15 protein-coding genes are annotated in these 16,968 nt (G+C 73.3%); 10 read left to right on the top strand and 5 right to left on the bottom strand.

Features of this window, described 5'->3' with window-relative positions; translation table 11 throughout:
* Positions 1 to 27: 27 nt before the first annotated feature.
* From AY578_RS18730 to AY578_RS18740, 3 genes are all read left to right on the top strand, one after another.
* Positions 28 to 756, top strand: coding sequence for a response regulator transcription factor (locus AY578_RS18730; RefSeq protein ID WP_019526478.1), 729 nt, complete (start codon positions 28 to 30; stop codon positions 754 to 756).
* A 48-nt stretch (positions 757 to 804) separates the two neighbouring features.
* A complete protein-coding gene (locus AY578_RS18735; protein ID WP_258903125.1) occupies positions 805 to 2,208 on the top strand; it encodes a sensor histidine kinase in 1,404 nt (467 codons plus the stop codon).
* Positions 2,209 to 2,281: 73 nt separating this feature from the next.
* Positions 2,282 to 3,547 (top strand): ArgE/DapE family deacylase, encoded by a 1,266-nt coding sequence (locus AY578_RS18740; RefSeq protein ID WP_019526480.1) that lies wholly within the window; start codon positions 2,282 to 2,284, stop codon positions 3,545 to 3,547.
* 21 nt (positions 3,548 to 3,568) lie between these two features.
* Here AY578_RS18740 and AY578_RS18745 read toward each other — a convergent pair whose 3' ends face one another.
* The 4 genes from AY578_RS18745 to AY578_RS18760 all read right to left on the bottom strand — a co-directional run bounded on the left by AY578_RS18745 (position 3,569) and on the right by AY578_RS18760 (position 7,614).
* Positions 3,569 to 4,198 (bottom strand): VOC family protein, encoded by a 630-nt coding sequence (locus AY578_RS18745; RefSeq protein WP_136238120.1) that lies wholly within the window; start codon positions 4,196 to 4,198, stop codon positions 3,569 to 3,571.
* A 69-nt stretch (positions 4,199 to 4,267) separates the two neighbouring features.
* Positions 4,268 to 5,770, bottom strand: coding sequence for a SulP family inorganic anion transporter (locus AY578_RS18750; protein ID WP_019526482.1), 1,503 nt, complete (start codon positions 5,768 to 5,770; stop codon positions 4,268 to 4,270).
* Between the two features lie 364 nt (positions 5,771 to 6,134).
* A complete protein-coding gene (locus AY578_RS18755; RefSeq protein WP_051101707.1) occupies positions 6,135 to 6,629 on the bottom strand; it encodes a DUF4396 domain-containing protein in 495 nt (164 codons plus the stop codon).
* A 106-nt stretch (positions 6,630 to 6,735) separates the two neighbouring features.
* Complete coding sequence (locus tag AY578_RS18760; RefSeq protein ID WP_258903126.1) at positions 6,736 to 7,614, bottom strand: alpha/beta fold hydrolase; 879 nt, start codon at positions 7,612 to 7,614, stop codon at positions 6,736 to 6,738.
* A gap of 313 nt (positions 7,615 to 7,927) precedes the next feature.
* Between AY578_RS18760 and AY578_RS18765 the strand changes: the two genes are divergently transcribed.
* Positions 7,928 to 9,871 carry an AfsR/SARP family transcriptional regulator gene (locus tag AY578_RS18765; RefSeq protein ID WP_258903128.1) on the top strand — a complete coding sequence of 648 codons (1,944 nt, stop codon included), beginning with the start codon at positions 7,928 to 7,930 and terminating at the stop codon, positions 9,869 to 9,871.
* Between the two features lie 184 nt (positions 9,872 to 10,055).
* On the top strand, positions 10,056 to 11,018 hold the full coding sequence (locus AY578_RS18770) for a phosphotransferase family protein (protein ID WP_251143386.1): 963 nt from the start codon (positions 10,056 to 10,058) through the stop codon (positions 11,016 to 11,018).
* A 51-nt stretch (positions 11,019 to 11,069) separates the two neighbouring features.
* Here AY578_RS18770 and AY578_RS18775 read toward each other — a convergent pair whose 3' ends face one another.
* Complete coding sequence (locus tag AY578_RS18775) at positions 11,070 to 11,678, bottom strand: hypothetical protein (RefSeq protein ID WP_189903154.1); 609 nt, start codon at positions 11,676 to 11,678, stop codon at positions 11,070 to 11,072.
* Positions 11,679 to 12,005: 327 nt separating this feature from the next.
* On the opposite strand from AY578_RS18775, the gene hemL reads away from it, so the two are divergent.
* The 5 genes from hemL to AY578_RS18800 all read left to right on the top strand — a co-directional run bounded on the left by hemL (position 12,006) and on the right by AY578_RS18800 (position 16,964).
* On the top strand, positions 12,006 to 13,322 hold the full coding sequence (hemL, locus tag AY578_RS18780; protein ID WP_137208958.1) for a glutamate-1-semialdehyde 2,1-aminomutase: 1,317 nt from the start codon (positions 12,006 to 12,008) through the stop codon (positions 13,320 to 13,322).
* Between the two features lie 47 nt (positions 13,323 to 13,369).
* A complete protein-coding gene (locus AY578_RS18785) occupies positions 13,370 to 14,017 on the top strand; it encodes a histidine phosphatase family protein (protein ID WP_202503494.1) in 648 nt (215 codons plus the stop codon).
* 154 nt (positions 14,018 to 14,171) lie between these two features.
* Positions 14,172 to 15,452, top strand: coding sequence for a polysaccharide deacetylase family protein (locus tag AY578_RS18790; RefSeq protein ID WP_258907412.1), 1,281 nt, complete (start codon positions 14,172 to 14,174; stop codon positions 15,450 to 15,452).
* A gap of 77 nt (positions 15,453 to 15,529) precedes the next feature.
* A complete protein-coding gene (locus AY578_RS18795; protein WP_020700193.1) occupies positions 15,530 to 16,189 on the top strand; it encodes a TlpA family protein disulfide reductase in 660 nt (219 codons plus the stop codon).
* A 1-nt stretch (position 16,190) separates the two neighbouring features.
* On the top strand, positions 16,191 to 16,964 hold the full coding sequence (locus AY578_RS18800) for a cytochrome c biogenesis CcdA family protein (RefSeq protein WP_019526493.1): 774 nt from the start codon (positions 16,191 to 16,193) through the stop codon (positions 16,962 to 16,964).
* Positions 16,965 to 16,968: the final 4 nt, after the last annotated feature.

Consider the following 16,968-nt stretch of genomic DNA (forward strand, 5'->3'; position numbering starts at 1 on the left):
GCTCCGGCGGCTTGGCACACTGGGCGGGTGCCGCACACCGTTCTGCTCGCCGAAGACGACCGCGCCATCCGCAACGCGCTGGAGCGCGCGCTGACCCTGGAGGGCTACCACGTCACGGCCGTCGCCGACGGCGTCGAGGCCCTCGCGCAGGCCCACCGCAGCCGGCCCGACGTGCTGGTGCTCGACGTGATGATGCCCGGCATCGACGGACTCCAGGTGTGCCGGGTGCTGCGCGCCGAGGGCGACCGCACCCCGGTGCTGATACTGACCGCGCTGGTGGAGACCGCCGACCGGATCGCCGGGCTCGACGCGGGCGCCGACGACTACGTCGTCAAGCCGTTCGACGTCGAGGAGGTCTTCGCCCGGCTCCGCGCCCTCCTGCGCCGCGCGGCCCCCGCGCCCGCCGAGCCCGAGCCGGCCGCCCCTCAGGAGCCCGGGGCGCCCGCGCCGTCCGGACGCTTCCTGGAGGCCGCCGGGCTGCGCATGGACCCGCAGGCCCGCCGGGCCTGGCGCGGCGACCGCGAACTGGAGCTGACCCGCACCGAGTTCGAGCTGCTGGAACTGCTGATCCGCAACGCGGGCGTGGTCCTCGAGCACTCCACCATCTACGACCGCATCTGGGGCTACGACTTCGGCCCCGGCTCCAAGAACCTCGCCGTCTACGTCGGCTATCTGCGCCGCAAGCTCGACGAGCCCGGCGCCCCGCAGCTCATCCACACGGTGCGCGGGGTGGGTTACGTCCTGCGGGAGGGCTGAGTGGCCGTCGGCGGCGGTGCGCACGGGCCGTCGGTTGCGCGTCACCGGATGCGGCTGCTGTCGCTGGGCACCACCTTCGCGGTGGCGTTCGCGGCGGTGACGGCGACCGTGACGCTGCTGGTCGGCTTCCTGTCGTACAACGCGGCCGCGCGGCTGGTACGGGTGGACCAGCAGTCCGTGTTCGACGAGGTGGTGCGGGACCTGCGGGACGAGGTCCGGACGAACCGGATGTCGCCGCACGACTTCTCCTCCGCCGCGCCCGGCCACGACCTGGTGCGGCCGGCCCGCACGGACGTGCAGGTGCTCGGGCCGGACGGCCGGATCGTCGACCCCGGCGACCCCGGGCTGCCCGTGGAGGACGACGACCGCCGGGTCGCGGGCGCCGCCGCGGCGGGGCGGGTGGTCGTGCACGCCGGGGTGGACGTCGGCGACGACGTCTACCGGGTGGCGACCGTCTCCCTGGGCGGCGGCCGGGGCGCGGTGCAGGTCGCGCAGGAGTTCAGCGACACGGAGGACCTGCTGCGGGCGCTCCAGCGGCGTACGTTCCTGCTGATGGCGGCCGTGGTGGTGGCCGCCGGGCTGTTCGGCTGGTGGCTGGCCCGGCGCATCACACGCCGTCTGGTGGTGCTCACCAACACCGCCGAGGCCGTCGCCCGCACCCGCCACCTCGGCATCCAGGTGCCGGTCGCCGGCTACGACGAAGTGGGGCGGCTCGGGCGTGCCTTCGACCGGATGCTGGGGCGGCTCGCCCAGTCCGAGGAGGACCAGCGCCGGCTGGTCCAGGACGCGGGGCACGAACTGCGCACCCCGCTGACGTCCCTGCGCACCAACATCTCGCTGCTGCGCCGCATCGACGAGCTCCCGCCCGACAGCCGCGAGGAGCTGGTCGCCGATCTCGCCCAGGAGGCGCGGGAGCTGACCGACCTGGTCAACGAGCTGGTCGACCTGGCGGCGGGGCAGTCCGACACGGAGCCGCCGCAGCGGATCGACCTCGCGGACGTCGCCGAGGAGGTGGCGGGCGTCGCCCGGCGGCGCACGGGACGCGAGATCGTGGTGCACGCCGGCGGCGACACCACGACCCACGGGCGGCCCGGGATGCTCACCCGGGCGCTGTCCAACCTGGTGGAGAACGCGGTGAAGTTCGACCGGGAGGGCCGGGCGCCCGTGGAGATCCACGTGGCGGGTCCGGCCCGCCCGGGCACGGTGCGGGTGGAGGTCCGCGACCGGGGCCCGGGCATCGCCGACGCGGACCTGACCCGCGTCTTCGACCGCTTCTACCGCGCCGCCGACGCACGGTCGCTGCCGGGTTCGGGCCTGGGCCTCTCGATCGTCCGCGAGGTCGCCCTCGCCCACGGCGGAGCGCCCTACGCCTTCCACCGGGAGGGCGGCGGCACGGTCACGGGCTTCACGGTGGCGGGGGCGACGGGGGAACGGGGCGACTCGGGGGCGTAGCCCTCGCGTCGGGTGCGCAGGATGCATGCGGGGGGCCGGGTCGGGCCGGCCCCGGCATGAGGGGAGGGGCGTCGTGCTGAGCGACGAGGAGAGTGCCGCGCTGGCCGCGGTGGACGCGGCGGCGACCGCGCGGACGCTGATGGAGCTGATCTCCGTGCCGAGCGTCACGGGCAGCGCCGCCGAGGCGGAGCTGCAGCATCAGCTCGCCGGGCGGCTGGAGTGGCTGGGGCTCGACGTCGACCTGTGGTCGATGGACCTGCCCGCGCTGCGCGCCGACCCGGACTTCCCCGGCACGGAGGCGCCGCGCGAGGAGGCGTGGGGGCTGGTCGGGACGACCCCCGACGGGGGCGACGGACCGACGCTGATCCTCCAGGGCCACGTGGACGTCGTACCGCCGGGGGACCTGGCCGCGTGGGACGGGGACCCGTTCGTGCCGCGGGCGGAGGGCGACCTGGTGCACGGGCGCGGGGCGTGCGACATGAAGGCCGGTCTCGCGGCGCACCTCGCCGCGCTGGCCGCGATACGGGCGGCCGGGACACGGCTGCGCGGCCGGGTCGCCGTGCACTTCGTCGTCGGGGAGGAGGACGGCGGCCTCGGCGCGTTCGGCACGCTGCGGCGCGGTCACACCGGCGACGCCTGCGTCATCGCCGAGCCCACCGCCAACACGCTGATCACCGCCAACGCGGGCGCGCTGACGTTCCGGATCGCCGTGCCGGGCAAGGCCGCGCACGGCAGCTCCCGGGAGCAGGGCGTCAGCGCGGTCGACGCCTATCTCCCGCTGCACCGGGCGCTGGCCGCGCTGGAGGAGGAACGGAACCGGGACCCGGACCCGCTGCTCGCCGAGTACCCGATTCCGTACGGCCTGTCGGTGGGCACGGTACGGGCCGGGGACTGGGCCAGCAGCGTGCCGGACCTGCTGGTCGCGGAGGGCAGGTACGGCGTGCGGCTCGGCGAGGACCCGGCTCAGGCGCGCGCGGAGCTGGAGCGGTGCGTGGCCGAGGCGTGCGCCGCCGACCCGTGGCTGCGGGAGCATCCGGCGACGGTGACCTGGCCGGGCGGGCAGTTCGCGAGCGGCATGCTGCCCGAGGGGCACCCCCTCGCGGACACGGTCGCCGCCGCGCACGCCGACGCGACGGGCGGTCCGGCGCCGCGGCGGCGCGGGGCGCCGTACGGCAGCGACCTGCGGCACTACACGGGCGCCGGGACACCCACCCTGCAGTACGGTCCCGGCGACATCGCGGTGGCGCACAGCGCGCGGGAGCACGTGAGCGTGCGGGAGGTGGTGGAGACGGCGCGGACGCTGGTGCTGACGGTGCTGCGGACGGTGGGCACGAAGTGAGCGGGCGCGCCGCCCCGTGTCTCACTCGTCCGGCTTCCGCTCCGGCGCCTCGCAGACGAAGCCGTCCGGGTCGGTGAAGGGGCCGACCGGGCTGACGAGCGTGATGCGGTGGGAGCCGCCGCCCTCGACGGGCACGCCCGCGACCTTCGCCAGCGCCTTCCGCTTGTACAGGGACAGCTTGATGCTGCCGGGGTCTCCCGCGAACTCGACGTACTTGCCGCCGAAGCTCTTGCCGACGGTGAGCCCGCGCTCGACGTAGAACTGCTTGCTCGCCTTCACGTCCTCGACGCCGAGCAGCAGCACGATCTCGTCGATCGTCCGGGTGACCGGGACGGTGTTCTTCTTCGTCGAGGTCACCAGCTGCCAGATGGTGCCGTCGGGCGCCTGGACGACGCCGCCGTAGCCCCACAGGGACTTCTCGGCGGGCTTCAGCTGGGTGGCGCCCGCGTCGAGCGCGGCCCGGTGCAGCGCGTCGACGTCGCCGGGCTGGGACGTCACCAGCGACAGGGTGAAGCCGCGGAAGCCGCTCGTGGGCTCGTCGGAGGGGCGCAGGCGCACCCGCTCACGGTCCAGGCCGAAGGCGTCGGCGTAGAAGTGCGCGGCGGCCGTGGGGTCGGCCACCTCCAGCGTGACGGAGTCGATGGAGTTCATGCCGTCGACGGTAGGACCGCCTCGGCCGCCGGCGCTTCTCGGAAACTGACCGCTTGCCCCGCCTTCCGGTCAGCCGCCGGTGAGCTCGCCGCTGAGCGTCTTGTGCATCCGTGCGCTGGGCTCGTTCAGGCCGACGATCTCGACGGTCTTGCCGCGCTGGGCGTACTTCGTCTCGACGGCGTCGAGCGCGGCCACCGAGGAGGCGTCCCAGATGTGGGCGGCGGACAGGTCGATCACGACCCGGTCCGGGTCGGTGGCGTACGAGAACTGGCCGACCAGCTCGTTGGAGGAGGCGAAGAACAGCTCGCCGGTGACCTGGTAGACCACCGTGCGGCCGTCCGGGTCGGTGACCGCGGTGACCTCGGCCAGCCGGGCGACGCGCCGCGCGAACACCACCATCGCGGCGATCGAGCCGACGACGACGCCGATGGCGAGGTTGTGGGTGGCGACCACGCAGACGACGGTGACCAGCATGACGACGGTCTCCCCGACGGGCATGCGCCGCAGTGTCCTCGGCGCGATCGAGTGCCAGTCGAACGTCGCCACCGACACCATCACCATGACCGCGACCAGCGCCGCCATCGGGATGTCGGAGACGACCGGCCCGAACACGATGCACAGCACCATCAGGAACGCGCCCGCCAGGAACGTCGACAGCCGGGTCCGCGCCCCGGACACCCGCACGTTGATCATCGTCTGGCCGATCATCGCGCAGCCGCCCATGCCGCCGAAGAAGCCGGTGACGATGTTGGCGACTCCCTGCCCGACGGACTCACGGGTCTTGGAGGAGCGGGTGTCGGTGATGTCGTCGACCAGCTTGGCCGTCATCAGCGACTCCATCAGACCGACCAGCGCCATGGCGAACGCGTACGGCGCGACGGTGGTGAGCGTGTCCAGGGTGAACGGCACGTCCGGCAGCCCCGGCACGGGCAGCGACGACGGCAGGTCGCCCTTGTCGCCGACGGTCGGCACGGCGATCCCGGCGGCGACGGTGATCACGGTGAGGATCACGATGGACACCAGCGGCGCCGGCACCACCGTGGTCAGCTTCGGGAAGAACACCATCATCGCCAGGCCCGCCGCGATCAGCGGATACACCGGCCACGGCACGTCCGTCATCTCCGGCACCTGCGCCATGAAGATCAGGATGGCGAGGGAGTTCACGAAGCCGACCATCACGCTGCGCGGCACGAACCGCATCAGCTTCGCCACCCCGAGCGCGCCCAGCACGATCTGGAACACACCGGCCAGGATCACGGCGGCCACCAGGTACCCGAAGCCGTGCTCGCGGTTGAGCGGCGCGATGACGAGGGCGACGGCGCCGGTCGCCGCCGAGATCATCGCGGGCCGCCCGCCGACCAGCGCGATCGTCACGGCCATGGTGAACGAGGCGAACAGCCCGACCGCCGGGTCGACCCCGGCGATGACCGAGAAGGAGATCGCCTCGGGAATCAGCGCCAGCGCCACGACCAGACCGCCGAGCACCTCGGTGCGCAGCACCTTCGGGTCGGAGAGCCAGGACGGACGCCGGGGGCCGCGCAGCCAGGCGGACGGGGACAGGGCGGAGGACATGGACAAGGAAAGGGACCTGTCGTTGCTCGGGCGCGCCGGGGACGGGGCGGGGCACGCGGGAGGAGGGGGGTGCACCCAGCGGGCTGAGTGCCGTTGATCAGCGGGCTCGGCGCCCGGGGACCACGGGGGTGCGGCGCGGAGGGACTCCGGACGCCGACGGGGGGCGAAGGGTCACGGCGGGAAGGCAGCGGCGCGGGGCATCACGGACATGCGCTCGCTCTCTCCTGCGGACTGCGGTCTTCGCCGGGGGCTTCGTCGGCCCCGACACGGCTGACCCGTCCACCTTACCGGGCGCCCGCGCCCGCCCGAGTGCCGTGCGGACTCGGGCGGGCGCGGGCGGAAGAGTGTTCGGGCGCGGGCGGGGTCAGTGGTGGGCGTGGACCACCGCGTGGCCCTTGCCCCGGCCGATCATCCACTTGTTGACCGGGGTGGTGACCAGGAAGGCGACGGCGAAGCCGCCGAGCAGCGCGTACCAGAACAGGCCGTCGGACAGCTGGGCGTCCATCGCCCCCGGGGTCAGCGCGACGATGGCGTTGTCGATCAGCTCCATCACCGCGATGGAGACGGTGTCGGCGGCCAGCGCGATCTTCACGGCGGACTTCAACGACACCCCGGCGCGCACGACGGCGAAGAGGGTGAAGGAGTAGCCGAAGACGAAGGCCAGGCCGATGGCCAGGACCATCGTCGGGACGTTGCCCCAGAGCAGGGCCGTGCCGACGACCATGCCGAGGATCTCGCCGATGGCACAGCCGAGCAGGCAGTGCAGCGTCGCCCGTACCGCCATCGGCCAGGTCGCGCCGGGCGGCGCCCCGTGCCCGGCACCGGTGTGCTGGTGCATGGCGTGGTCCACGGACCTCATCCCCCTTCGAAGCGTCACGGGGACGGTGTGTGTCCCCACGCACACGATGAACGGTATACCCCCTAGGGGTATTCCCGCCAGCGGTGATTGTCTACCTCGGGGCCCGTCACCGGGCCAACAGGTCCCGGATCGCCGCCGTCACCTCCTCGGGCGCCTCCTCGGCCATGAAGTGGCCGGCCTCGGTCAGCCGGTGGTCCAGGTCCGGCGCCCAGGCCCGCCACACCGCTGCGGCGTCGTAGCCCAGCTGGGCGCCCCAGTCCTGCTGGAGAACCGTCACCGGCATGGTGAGCCGGGTACCCGCATCGAGGTCGGCCCGGTCGTGCTCGATGTCGACGGTCGCCGAGGCCCGGTAATCGGCGACGATCGACGGCACGGCGGCGCGGCTCGCCCGCAGGTAGGCGTTCCGCACCTCCGGCGGCAGCGCGGCCGGCCCGGTCGCCCAGGCGTCGAGGAACGACCCGAAGAAGGCGTCCGCGCTGCTCGCGATCATCGTCTCCGGCAGGCCGGGCGGCTGCGCCATCAGATACAGGTGGAAGGCGACCGCCGCGGAGACGCCGTGCAGGACGTCCCACATGTCGAGCGTCGGCACGACGTCGAGGATGCCGAGGTGGGTGACCGCCTCCGGGTGGTCGAGCCCGGCGCGGAAGGCGACGAGGGCTCCCCGGTCGTGCCCGACGAGCGCGAAGCGGTCGTGACCGAGGGCGCCGGCCAGGGCCACGACGTCGGCCGCCATCGTGCGCTTGGCGTACACGCCGGGGGAGTCGGCGTCCGGTTTGTCACTGGCGCCGTAGCCGCGCAGGTCGGGACAGATCACGGTGTGCTCGACGGCGAGCCGCTGGGCGACGTGCCGCCACATGAGGTGGGTCTGCGGAAACCCGTGCAGCAGCACGACGGGACTGCCGTCCCCGCCGACAGCTGCGGCCACCTCGACGCCGTCCACGCCGGGAAGGCGGAGGTACTCGAAGCCGGGGATGGTGGGGGTCATGGGATGCGTCCGTTTCTCCGGGGGTGCGGTGACCGGAGCAGCGTGGGGGAGGGCGATGAGCAGCGGATCAGTACGGCGGGGGCATGCGGTTCCGGCCCACCTGCTTTCAGCCCGTCCGGCGCGTGAGGACGAGGCCCGCCAGGGGCCGACGAGGGGACGTGGGGCGCAGCCCGCTTTCAGCCCGTCCGGCGTTTGAGGACGAGGCCCGAAGGGCCGAAGGGGGTCTGGGGCGCAGCCCCAGGGACGGGACGGGAAGGGGCGGCGGGGGCGACTCAACCCAACCCGCACCTCCCTCACCCGCGAAGATGACCCCATGCGCATCGACGTCCTAGGCGCCGTCCAAGCCTCCAGGGACGACGGCACCCCCGTCCCCCTCGGCGGCCCCCGCCACCGCGAACTCCTCGGACGTCTCGTCGCTGCCGAGGGCCGACTGGTCACCACCGCCACCCTCATCGACGACCTGTGGCCTGAGCACCCCCCACCCCGCGCCCTCGGCTCCGTCCGCACCTTCGTCGCCGCCCTGCGCCGCGCCCTCGAACCCGACCGCCCACCCCGCACCCCACCCCGCGTCCTGCTCACCGAGGGCCCCGGTTACGCCCTGCGCCTGCCCCGCGAGGACGTCGACGCGCACCGCTTCCAGGACGCCCTGGCCCGCGCCCGCCGCACCCCCGGCGAGGTGACCGCGCTCGGCGAGGCGCTCGCGGCCTGGCGCGGCCCCGCCTACGCCGACGTCACCGACTCCGCCTGGGCGGAACGCGAGCGCGCCCGGCTGGACGAACTGCGGGCGGAGGCCGTCGAACTGCGCGCCCGCATCCTCCTCGACCGCGGCGAAGGCGCCGGCCTGGTCACCGACCTGCGCGACCACATCGCCGTGCACCCCTGGCGCGAGCCCGCCTGGACGCTCCTCGCCCGCGCCCTCCACCACGCGGGCCGCCGCGCCGACGCGCTGGACACCCTCCGCCACGCCCGCGCGACCCTCGCCGACCAGCTAGGACTCGACCCCGGCCCCGACCTCCTGCGCCTGGAGACGGACCTCCTCACCGGTGCCGCCCCGTCCACCCACGCCCCGGCCACCTCCTGGACCGGCCCCGGCGTCCCGCTCGGCCCGCGCACCACCGTGGACCTGGCTCGCACCCTCGCCCTGGCCGGCGGTGACGCCCTCGTCCGCTCCCGCAGCGACCGCCTCGCCGCGATCACGGCGGCCGAACGCACCGGCGACCTCGCCCTCACCGCCCGGATCATCGGCGCGTACGACGTGCCCGCCCTGTGGAGCCGGGCCGACGACCCCGCGCAGTCCCGGGCGGTCGTCGAGGCCGCCGAACGTACGCTCACCGTGCTCGGCCCCGACGCCCCCGCCGACCTGACCGCCCGCCTCCTCGCCACCGTGGCGGTCGAGAGCCGCGGCGCCGACCTCACCCCGCCCGAGCAGGACCGCGCCCGCGACGCGGCCCGGCAGGCGGAGAGGCTGGCCCGCGACCTGGGTGACCCCGGCCTGCTGGCGTTCACCCTCAACGGCGTGTTCCTGCAGTCCTTCACCCGCCCCGGACTCGCGGCGGCACGCGACCGCACCGGCGCCGAGATCCTCCACCTGGCCACCGCCCACGACCTGCCCGCCTTCGCCGTACTCGGCCGGCTCGTGCGCCTCCAGTCCGCCTCCGCCCTCGGTGACCTGGACGCCGCGACCGCGCACGCGGAGGCCGCCGAACGGCTCGCCGCGACCACCGAGGCACCCCTGGTCCCCGTCCTCACGGCGTGGTTCCGCGCCCGCGCCGCGGCGACCCGCAGCACCGAACCCGGCGGCCCGTCCCCCGCCACGGTCGCCGCGCAGTACCGCACCGCCGACGACGCCCTCCGCACGGCAGGCATGCCGGGCCTGCACCGCGGACTGCTCCCGCTCGCCCTGCTGGGCCTGCGCCTGCTGCACGGCCGCCCCGCACCCACCGACCCCCGCCTCGACCGGGGCCCGTACCGCCCCTGGACAGAACCTCTCCTCCTGCTCGACCAAGGCCGGACCACAGAGGCCCGCACCGCCCTCGCCGCGGCTCCCGCACCACCACCCGACCACATGCAGGAGGCGCTGTGGTGCCTGACCGCCGGCGCCGCCGCCCGCCTGGGCGACCCCGACACCGCGGCCCGCGCCGCGAGAGCCCTCCGAGACGCCCGCACGGAACACGCGGGCGCCGCCTCCGGATTGCTGACGCTGGGCCCGGTGGCGACGTACCTGGAGGAGGCGGAGGAGTGCGCGTCGACGCGATGACCGCACCCGCCGCCTCAGGACTCCCGCGTGCGCCGCGCTCTCTCCAGCACCGACGTCAAAAAGCGCCGCACAGCGTCCAGTTCATGCGCCTCGAAACCGCCCGAGGCCGCCACCACCTCATCGATCACCGGCCCGAAGGCACCGCGTCCAACACCCGCCACCGCGCGTCCGTATGCTGCCCCGCATGGGGACCACAACCGAAGACGCGTCCGCACACTCCTGGTCCTCCACCCGCGCCTGGGTGGAGAAGACCCTGTCCGCCGGGGAGCGCGTCGAGCGGGTGGAGAGGCTGCGCGGCGGCTGGACGTCGGAGATGCGCCGCCTGGACGTCACCGGCCCGGACGGCCCCCGCTCCCTGGTCCTGCGCTCCTTCGTCACGCCCTTCTTCGTGCGGCACGCCGAGGGCCTGCTGACGCGCGAGGCGGACATCCTGCGCCTGCTCGCCGCGACGGACGTCCCGGCGGCCGCACTCGTCGCGGTGGACGCGACCGCCCAGCACTGCGACCACCCGTCCCTGCTGATGACCCGGCTCCCGGGAGCCGTCCGCCTGGACGACGAGGGCGCGGAGGCGAGGGCCGACGCACTGGCCCGCCTCCTGGTCCGCATCCACGCCCTGCCCGTCCCCGCGCACGACCGCCCCCGCACGTACCAGCCGTGGGCCTCCGCGGACCGAGTGACACCGCCGGCGACCACCCGCCGTCCCGAGCTGTGGCACAGGGCGGCCGACGTGATCCGCCGCGAACCCCCGCCGTACGAGAGCCGTTTCCTGCACCGGGACTTCCACCCCGGCAACGTCCTCTTCACCGGCCCCGACGACGCCCCGCAGGTCAGCGGTGTCGTCGACTGGGTGGAGACCTCCTGGGGCCCGGCCGACCTGGACGTGGCCCACTGCGCGACGGCCCTCGCCCTGCTGCACGGCGCCGAGGCGGGCCTCGCCTTCGCCGACCGCTACACGGCCGCCGGCGGCACCCTCACCCCGGACGCCCCGGCCCACCTCTACTGGCGGCTGCTGGACACCCTGGGCTACGGCGACGCGGAAAAGGTGGCGGCCCCGTGGCGCACCCTGGGCCGCACCGACCTGACGCCGGAGGTCCTGGCCGGCCGCCTGGAGGCCTACCTGGACGCCCTGTTCACCCAGTACGGCTGAGCATGGAAAAGGGCGGGACACCGAAGTCCCGCCCTGTTCATACGACCTGGCTCACGGCCACACCAAGCAGTACGGCTGATGCCCCGCCTCGTGCAGCCGGTGGCTGAAGTCCTGCCACTCGTGCAGCAGCTGGTACACGTTGAACGCGTCGCGCGGGCCGCCGCGGTCCGGGACCGTGGACCAGATGAAGGCCGCCGCGCCGACCGCTTCCTCGCCTATGTCCCGCAGCGGGTCCACCACCGTCATGGGCAGCTTCACGACCGCGTAGTCCGGGTGCAGGACGACCAGCTCGAGCGGCGGGACCTTGTGCAGGGGGACGCCCTCGATGCCCGTGAGGACCATCGCGGCCATGGTCTCCGGCTTGATCTTGGTGAACATGCCGCCCATGCCCAGCTCGTCCCCGCCGAGCTCCTCGGGGCGCATGGAGATCGGGACGCGGGCCGCGGTGGCGCCGTCCGGCGCACCGAAGTACTTGTACGTCACCCCCACCCGACCACCATTCCTGCTCCCCGCCCCGCTCAGTGGGCCGATCCGCTCCGGCTCGTCGTGTGCACGACGCGTCTGATCCGCTTCCTCCGCTTCGCGTCGGTGCCTTCCCCGCCGGGCACGTCGAGGACCCAGGTCGTCGGTCCCCTCGCCCAGTCCGCCACCGCGATGCATATCTCCACCCGACTGCTTTTCTAGGACGCGTGGCCCCCGCCGCGCAACCCGATCATCGTGACAGTGACCTCCCCCACGGCCGCCCGCCGAAACGTGCGGTGAACCATCCGTCCGCGAGTTTGTCGCGGGGCCCGGCCGCACCGGCCGTGCGAGCTGTGTGCACCAGGGGTCAGTTTCGCAGATCACGGCCGGTCCGGGGCCCCGATCAACAGGTCGTCGGGGCGCGGACGCCACGGCGGGCCCCTGGCCTACCCTGAAACGAGTCACAGCAGCCGCAGCCCGGCGAGAGACCCGGGACGTCGGAAAAGGTCGGAGAAGTCGCAGGTCATGAGCGAACTGCCATATTCGTACGAAGCCCCAGCCTCGCAGGCGCTGTTCGATCGTGCCGCGGCCGTCACTCCCGGTGGTGTCAACTCACCGGTGCGTGCCTTCCGCGCCGTCGGCGGCACGCCCCGGTTCATGGTCTCCGGCTCCGGGCCCTATCTGACCGACTCCGACGGGCGCGAGTACGTCGACCTGGTGTGCTCCTGGGGGCCGATGATCCTTGGGCACGCGCACCCCGAGGTGATCGCCGCCGTGCAGGAGGCCGTCGCGCGCGGCACCTCCTTCGGCACGCCCGGGGAGGGCGAGGTCGCGCTCGCGGAGGAGATGGTCGCCCGGATCGAGCCGCTGGAGCAGGTCCGGCTGGTGTCCAGCGGCACCGAGGCCACCATGTCGGCGATCCGTCTCGCCCGCGGCTTCACCCGGCGCACCAAGGTGATCAAGTTCGCCGGCTGCTACCACGGCCACGTCGACTCGCTGCTCGCCTCCGCGGGCTCCGGTGTGGCGACGTTCGCGCTGCCCGACACCCCCGGCGTCACCGGCGCCCAGGCCGGCGACACGATCGTGCTGCCGTACAACGACCTGGACGCCGTGCACGCCGCGTTCGCCGCGCACCCGGGCGAGATCGCCTGCGTGATCACCGAGGCGTCCCCCGGCAACATGGGCGTCGTCCCGCCGCTGCCCGGCTTCAACCAGGGCCTCAAGGACGCGTGCGCCGCGAACGGCGCGCTGTACATCTCCGACGAGGTGATGACCGGCTTCCGTACCAGCCGCGCCGGGTGGTACGGCGTCGACGGCGTGCGGCCCGACCTGATGACCTTCGGCAAGGTCATGGGCGGCGGCTTCCCGGCCGCCGCGTTCGGCGGGCGCGCCGACGTCATGGCGCACCTCGCCCCGGCCGGCCCCGTCTACCAGGCGGGCACCCTCTCCGGTAACCCGGTCGCCACCGCCGCGGGCCTCGCCCAGCTGCGGCTGCTCGACGACGCCGCGTACGAGAAGGTGGACGCGGTCTCCGCGCAGATCCGCTCCCTCGTCACCGAGGCGCTCACCAAGGAGGGCGTCGCGCACACGCTGCAGAACGCCTCCAACATGTTCTCCGTCTTCTTCACGGAGAACCCGGTCCGCGACTACGAGGACGCCAAGAAGCAGGAGTCGTTCCGCTTCACCGCGTTCTTCCACTCGCTGCTGGCGAACGGCGTCTACCTGCCGCCGTCGTCCTTCGAGTCCTGGTTCGTGTCCACGGCCCACGACGAGCGGGCCGTCCAGCGCATCGCCGACGCCCTCCCGGCGGCGGCCCGAGCAGCGGCGGAGGCCACCGCGTGAGCTCCGAGAAGACCTTCGACGACGAGGACGTCACCGTCGTCCACCTGATGCGGCACGGTGAGGTCGAGAACCCGGACGGCGTCCTCTACGGCCGCCTCCCCGGCTACCACCTCTCCGAGCTGGGCCGCCGGATGGCCGACCGGGTCGCCGAGCACCTGGCGCCCCGCGACATCGTGCACGTCGGCGCCTCCCCGCTGGAGCGGGCGCAGGAGACGGCCGAGCCCATCGCCAAGGCGCACGGCCTGGACATCGCCACCGACCGGCGGCTGATCGAGGCGGAGAACGTCTTCCAGGGCAAGACCTTCGGCATCGGCGACGGCGCGCTGCGCCGCCCCGCCAACTGGAAGCATGTCGTCAACCCGTTCAAGCCGTCCTGGGGCGAGCCGTACGTCGACCAGGTCGTCCGCATGATGGGCGCGCTGGAGGCGGCGAAGGACGCGGCGCGCGGCCACGAGGCGGTGCTGGTCAGCCACCAGCTGCCGATCTGGATCGTGCGGTCCTACGTGGAGAAGCGCCGGCTGTGGCACGATCCGCGCCGCCGTCAGTGCACCCTGGCCTCGCTGACCTCGTTCACCTACCGCGGCGACAAGATCGTCTCCGTGGGGTACAGCGAGCCCGCCCTCGACCTGGTGCCCGAGCATCTGCGGGCGGGCGCCAAGCCCGCGAAGGGCGCCGGCAAGGCGTACGGCGCGTGACGCCCGTGTGAGGGCGGTGCGCCGCCCTCACGGGTCTTCGTTGCGAAACCTCCGCATCCGACGGGAACCTCCCTCTTCGTCAACTCCTCTGAATGGGTGACCACTCAGGGACATGACGAAGGGGGACGCCATGCGCGCTCTCTCCCGCAGGGGAATGCTCGGGCTCGGCGCGGGGGCCGCGGCCGCCGTCTCCTTGGCCGGCTGCGGCCACACAGGCTCCGACGGATCGACCCCCGCCGGCGGTTCCCGCCCGGGGGCCGGCGAGGGCCCCGCGTCGCCGAAGCCGAAGCCGAAGCCGACCGCGACGGTCCGGCCCATCGGCGACGGCTCCACCTCCTTCACCGGCAAGCAGCCCCATCAGCCCGGGCGGCCCGTGCCGCTGAAGCCGGGTCAGACGCCCCCGCAGTTCGTCGTGTTCTCCTGGGACGGCGCCGGCGAGGTCGGCAACGGGCTCTTCCCGCGCTTCCTCGACCTCGCCAAGCAGTACGGCGCGTCCATGACGTTCTTCCTCTCGGGGATCTATCTGCTTCCCGAGTCGAAGAAGCGCCTCTACGACCCGCCGAACAACCCGCGCGGCGCCTCCGACATCGGCTACCTCACCGACGCGCACATCAAGGACACCCTGCGGAACCTGCGCCGCGCCTGGCTCGAGGGCCACGAGATCGGCACCCACTTCAACGGGCACTTCTGCGCCGGCTCCGGCAGCGTCGGCACCTGGACGCCGAAGCAGTGGCGTGACGAGATCGAGCAGGCGAAGTCGTTCGTCAAGGAGTGGCGCACCAACTCCGGATGGACCGACGTGGAGTCCCTGCCGTTCGACTACGACAAGGAGCTGGTCGGCGGCCGCACCCCCTGTCTGCTGGGGCAGGACCAGCTGCTGCCCACCGCCCGTGAGCTGGGCTGGCGCTACGACGCCTCCTCGCCCGGCGGACGCCAGGTCTGGCCCTCCAAGAAACAGGGCATATGGGACCTTCCGCTCCAGCAGATACCTTTCCCCGGACGGTCTTTCGAGGTCCTCTCGATGGACTACAACATGCTCGCCAACCAGTCGCTCAACTCCACCAACGCCCCGGCCCACAACTATCCGGGCTGGCGGGAGCAGTCGGCACAGGCGTACATATCCGGCTTTCAGCGGGCATACGAGACCAACCGGGCGCCCTTCTTCGTCGGCAACCACTTCGAGCAGTGGAACGGCGGCATCTACATGGACGCCGTCGAGGAGGCCCTGAAGCACATCGCGCGCGCGAAGGAGAAGGGCGGCGACGTGAGGATCGTCTCCTTCCGGCAGTTCTGCGACTGGCTCGACGTGCAGAAGCCCGAGATGCTCGACCGGCTGCGCACCCTGGACGTCGGCCAGGAACCCTCCGGCGGCTGGCAGGCGTTCACCCGCGACCTCGCAGGCAACGCGTCCACGGAGGCCGCCGACCCCGCCTGAGATGCGGGTCTCCGCCCGGGACGAGGCGCGCAGGGGGGTGCGCAAGATCCCCAGAACGGGCATGCGAAACTTTTCACATGAGTGCCGCCAGCCGCGCCCCCCAGCGCTCGAACCGAGCCGCGCAGAGCTCGTACCGCGCCGCCCGTGCCGTGCGCGCCCGCCGTCGTGCCGCCCTGGCCGCCGGCGCCGCCGCGGCCGCCCTGCTCCTCACCGCCTGCGGTGACGGGGGCACCTCCGGCGGGGGCGGCGACACCGGCTTCGTCACCGGCACCGACGGCATCTCCACCGTCCCCGCGGGCAAGCGAGTCGCCGCGCCCGACCTGTCCGGGGAGACCCTGGAGGGCGAGCAGCTCGACGTCGGCGACTACAAGGGCAAGGTCGTCGTCCTCAACGTATGGGGCTCCTGGTGCAACCCGTGCCGCGCTGAGGCCAAGTACTTCGCCGAGGTGTCCAAGGAGTACGCGGGCAAGGACGTCCAGTTCGTCGGCATCAACACCCGCGACGGCAGCACCACCGCCGCGCTCGCCTTCGAGAAGGACTTCGGCATCACCTACCCGAGCCTGTACGACCCCACGGGCAAGCTGATGCTCCGCTTCGAGAAGGGCACGCTCAACCCGCAGGCCATCCCCTCCACCCTGGTGCTGGACCGGGAGGGCCGGGTCGCCGCCCGCTCGCTGACCGCCCTCGACGAGGAACGGCTGCGGAAGATGCTCGAACCGGTCGTCGCGGAGAAGTGACGTGACGGCCCTGCACACGCTCGCCGCGGAGACGGGCTACAACGGCACGGTGCTCAACGGCGCCCTGCTGGTGGCCCTGCCCATCGCCGTGCTCGGCGGCCTGGTCTCCTTCTTCTCGCCCTGCGTCCTGCCGCTCGTCCCCGGCTACCTCTCCTACGTCACCGGCGTCTCCGGCACCGACCTGGCCGAGGCCCGGCGCGGCCGCATGGTCGCCGGCGCCTCCCTGTTCGTCCTCGGCTTCACCGTCGTGTTCGTCTCGGGCGGCGCCTTCTTCGGCTACTTCGGGCAGACGCTCCAGGAGCAGTCGGGCGTGCTGTCCAAGGTGCTCGGCGTCTTCATGATCCTCATGGGCGTCTTCTTCATGGGCCTGATGCCCTGGCTCACCCAGCGGGAGTTCCGCTTCCACAAGCGCCCCGCCACCGGTCTGATCGGCGCGCCCGTGCTCGGCGCCCTCTTCGGCATCGGCTGGACCCCCTGCATCGGGCCCACCCTCGCCTCCGTCCTCACCCTGTCCGCGCAGCAGGAGAGCGCCGGACGGGGCGCACTGCTGACCGTCGCGTACTGTCTCGGACTGGGCGTGCCCTTCGTGCTCGCCGCCGTGGCCTTCCGCAAGGCGCTCGGCGCCTTCGGCTGGGTCAAGCGGCACTACGTCTGGGTGCTGCGCATCGGCGGCACGATGATGATCGCGACCGGTGTGCTGCTGCTGACCGGCGCGTGGGACACCCTCGTGGCGGAGATGCAGACCTGGTCCAACGGCTTCACGGTGGGGATCTGACCCG

The sequence above is a fragment of the Streptomyces thermocarboxydus genome (genome assembly GCF_024760485.1).
GTDB classification, from domain to species: Bacteria; Actinomycetota; Actinomycetes; order Streptomycetales; family Streptomycetaceae; genus Streptomyces; species Streptomyces cellulosae.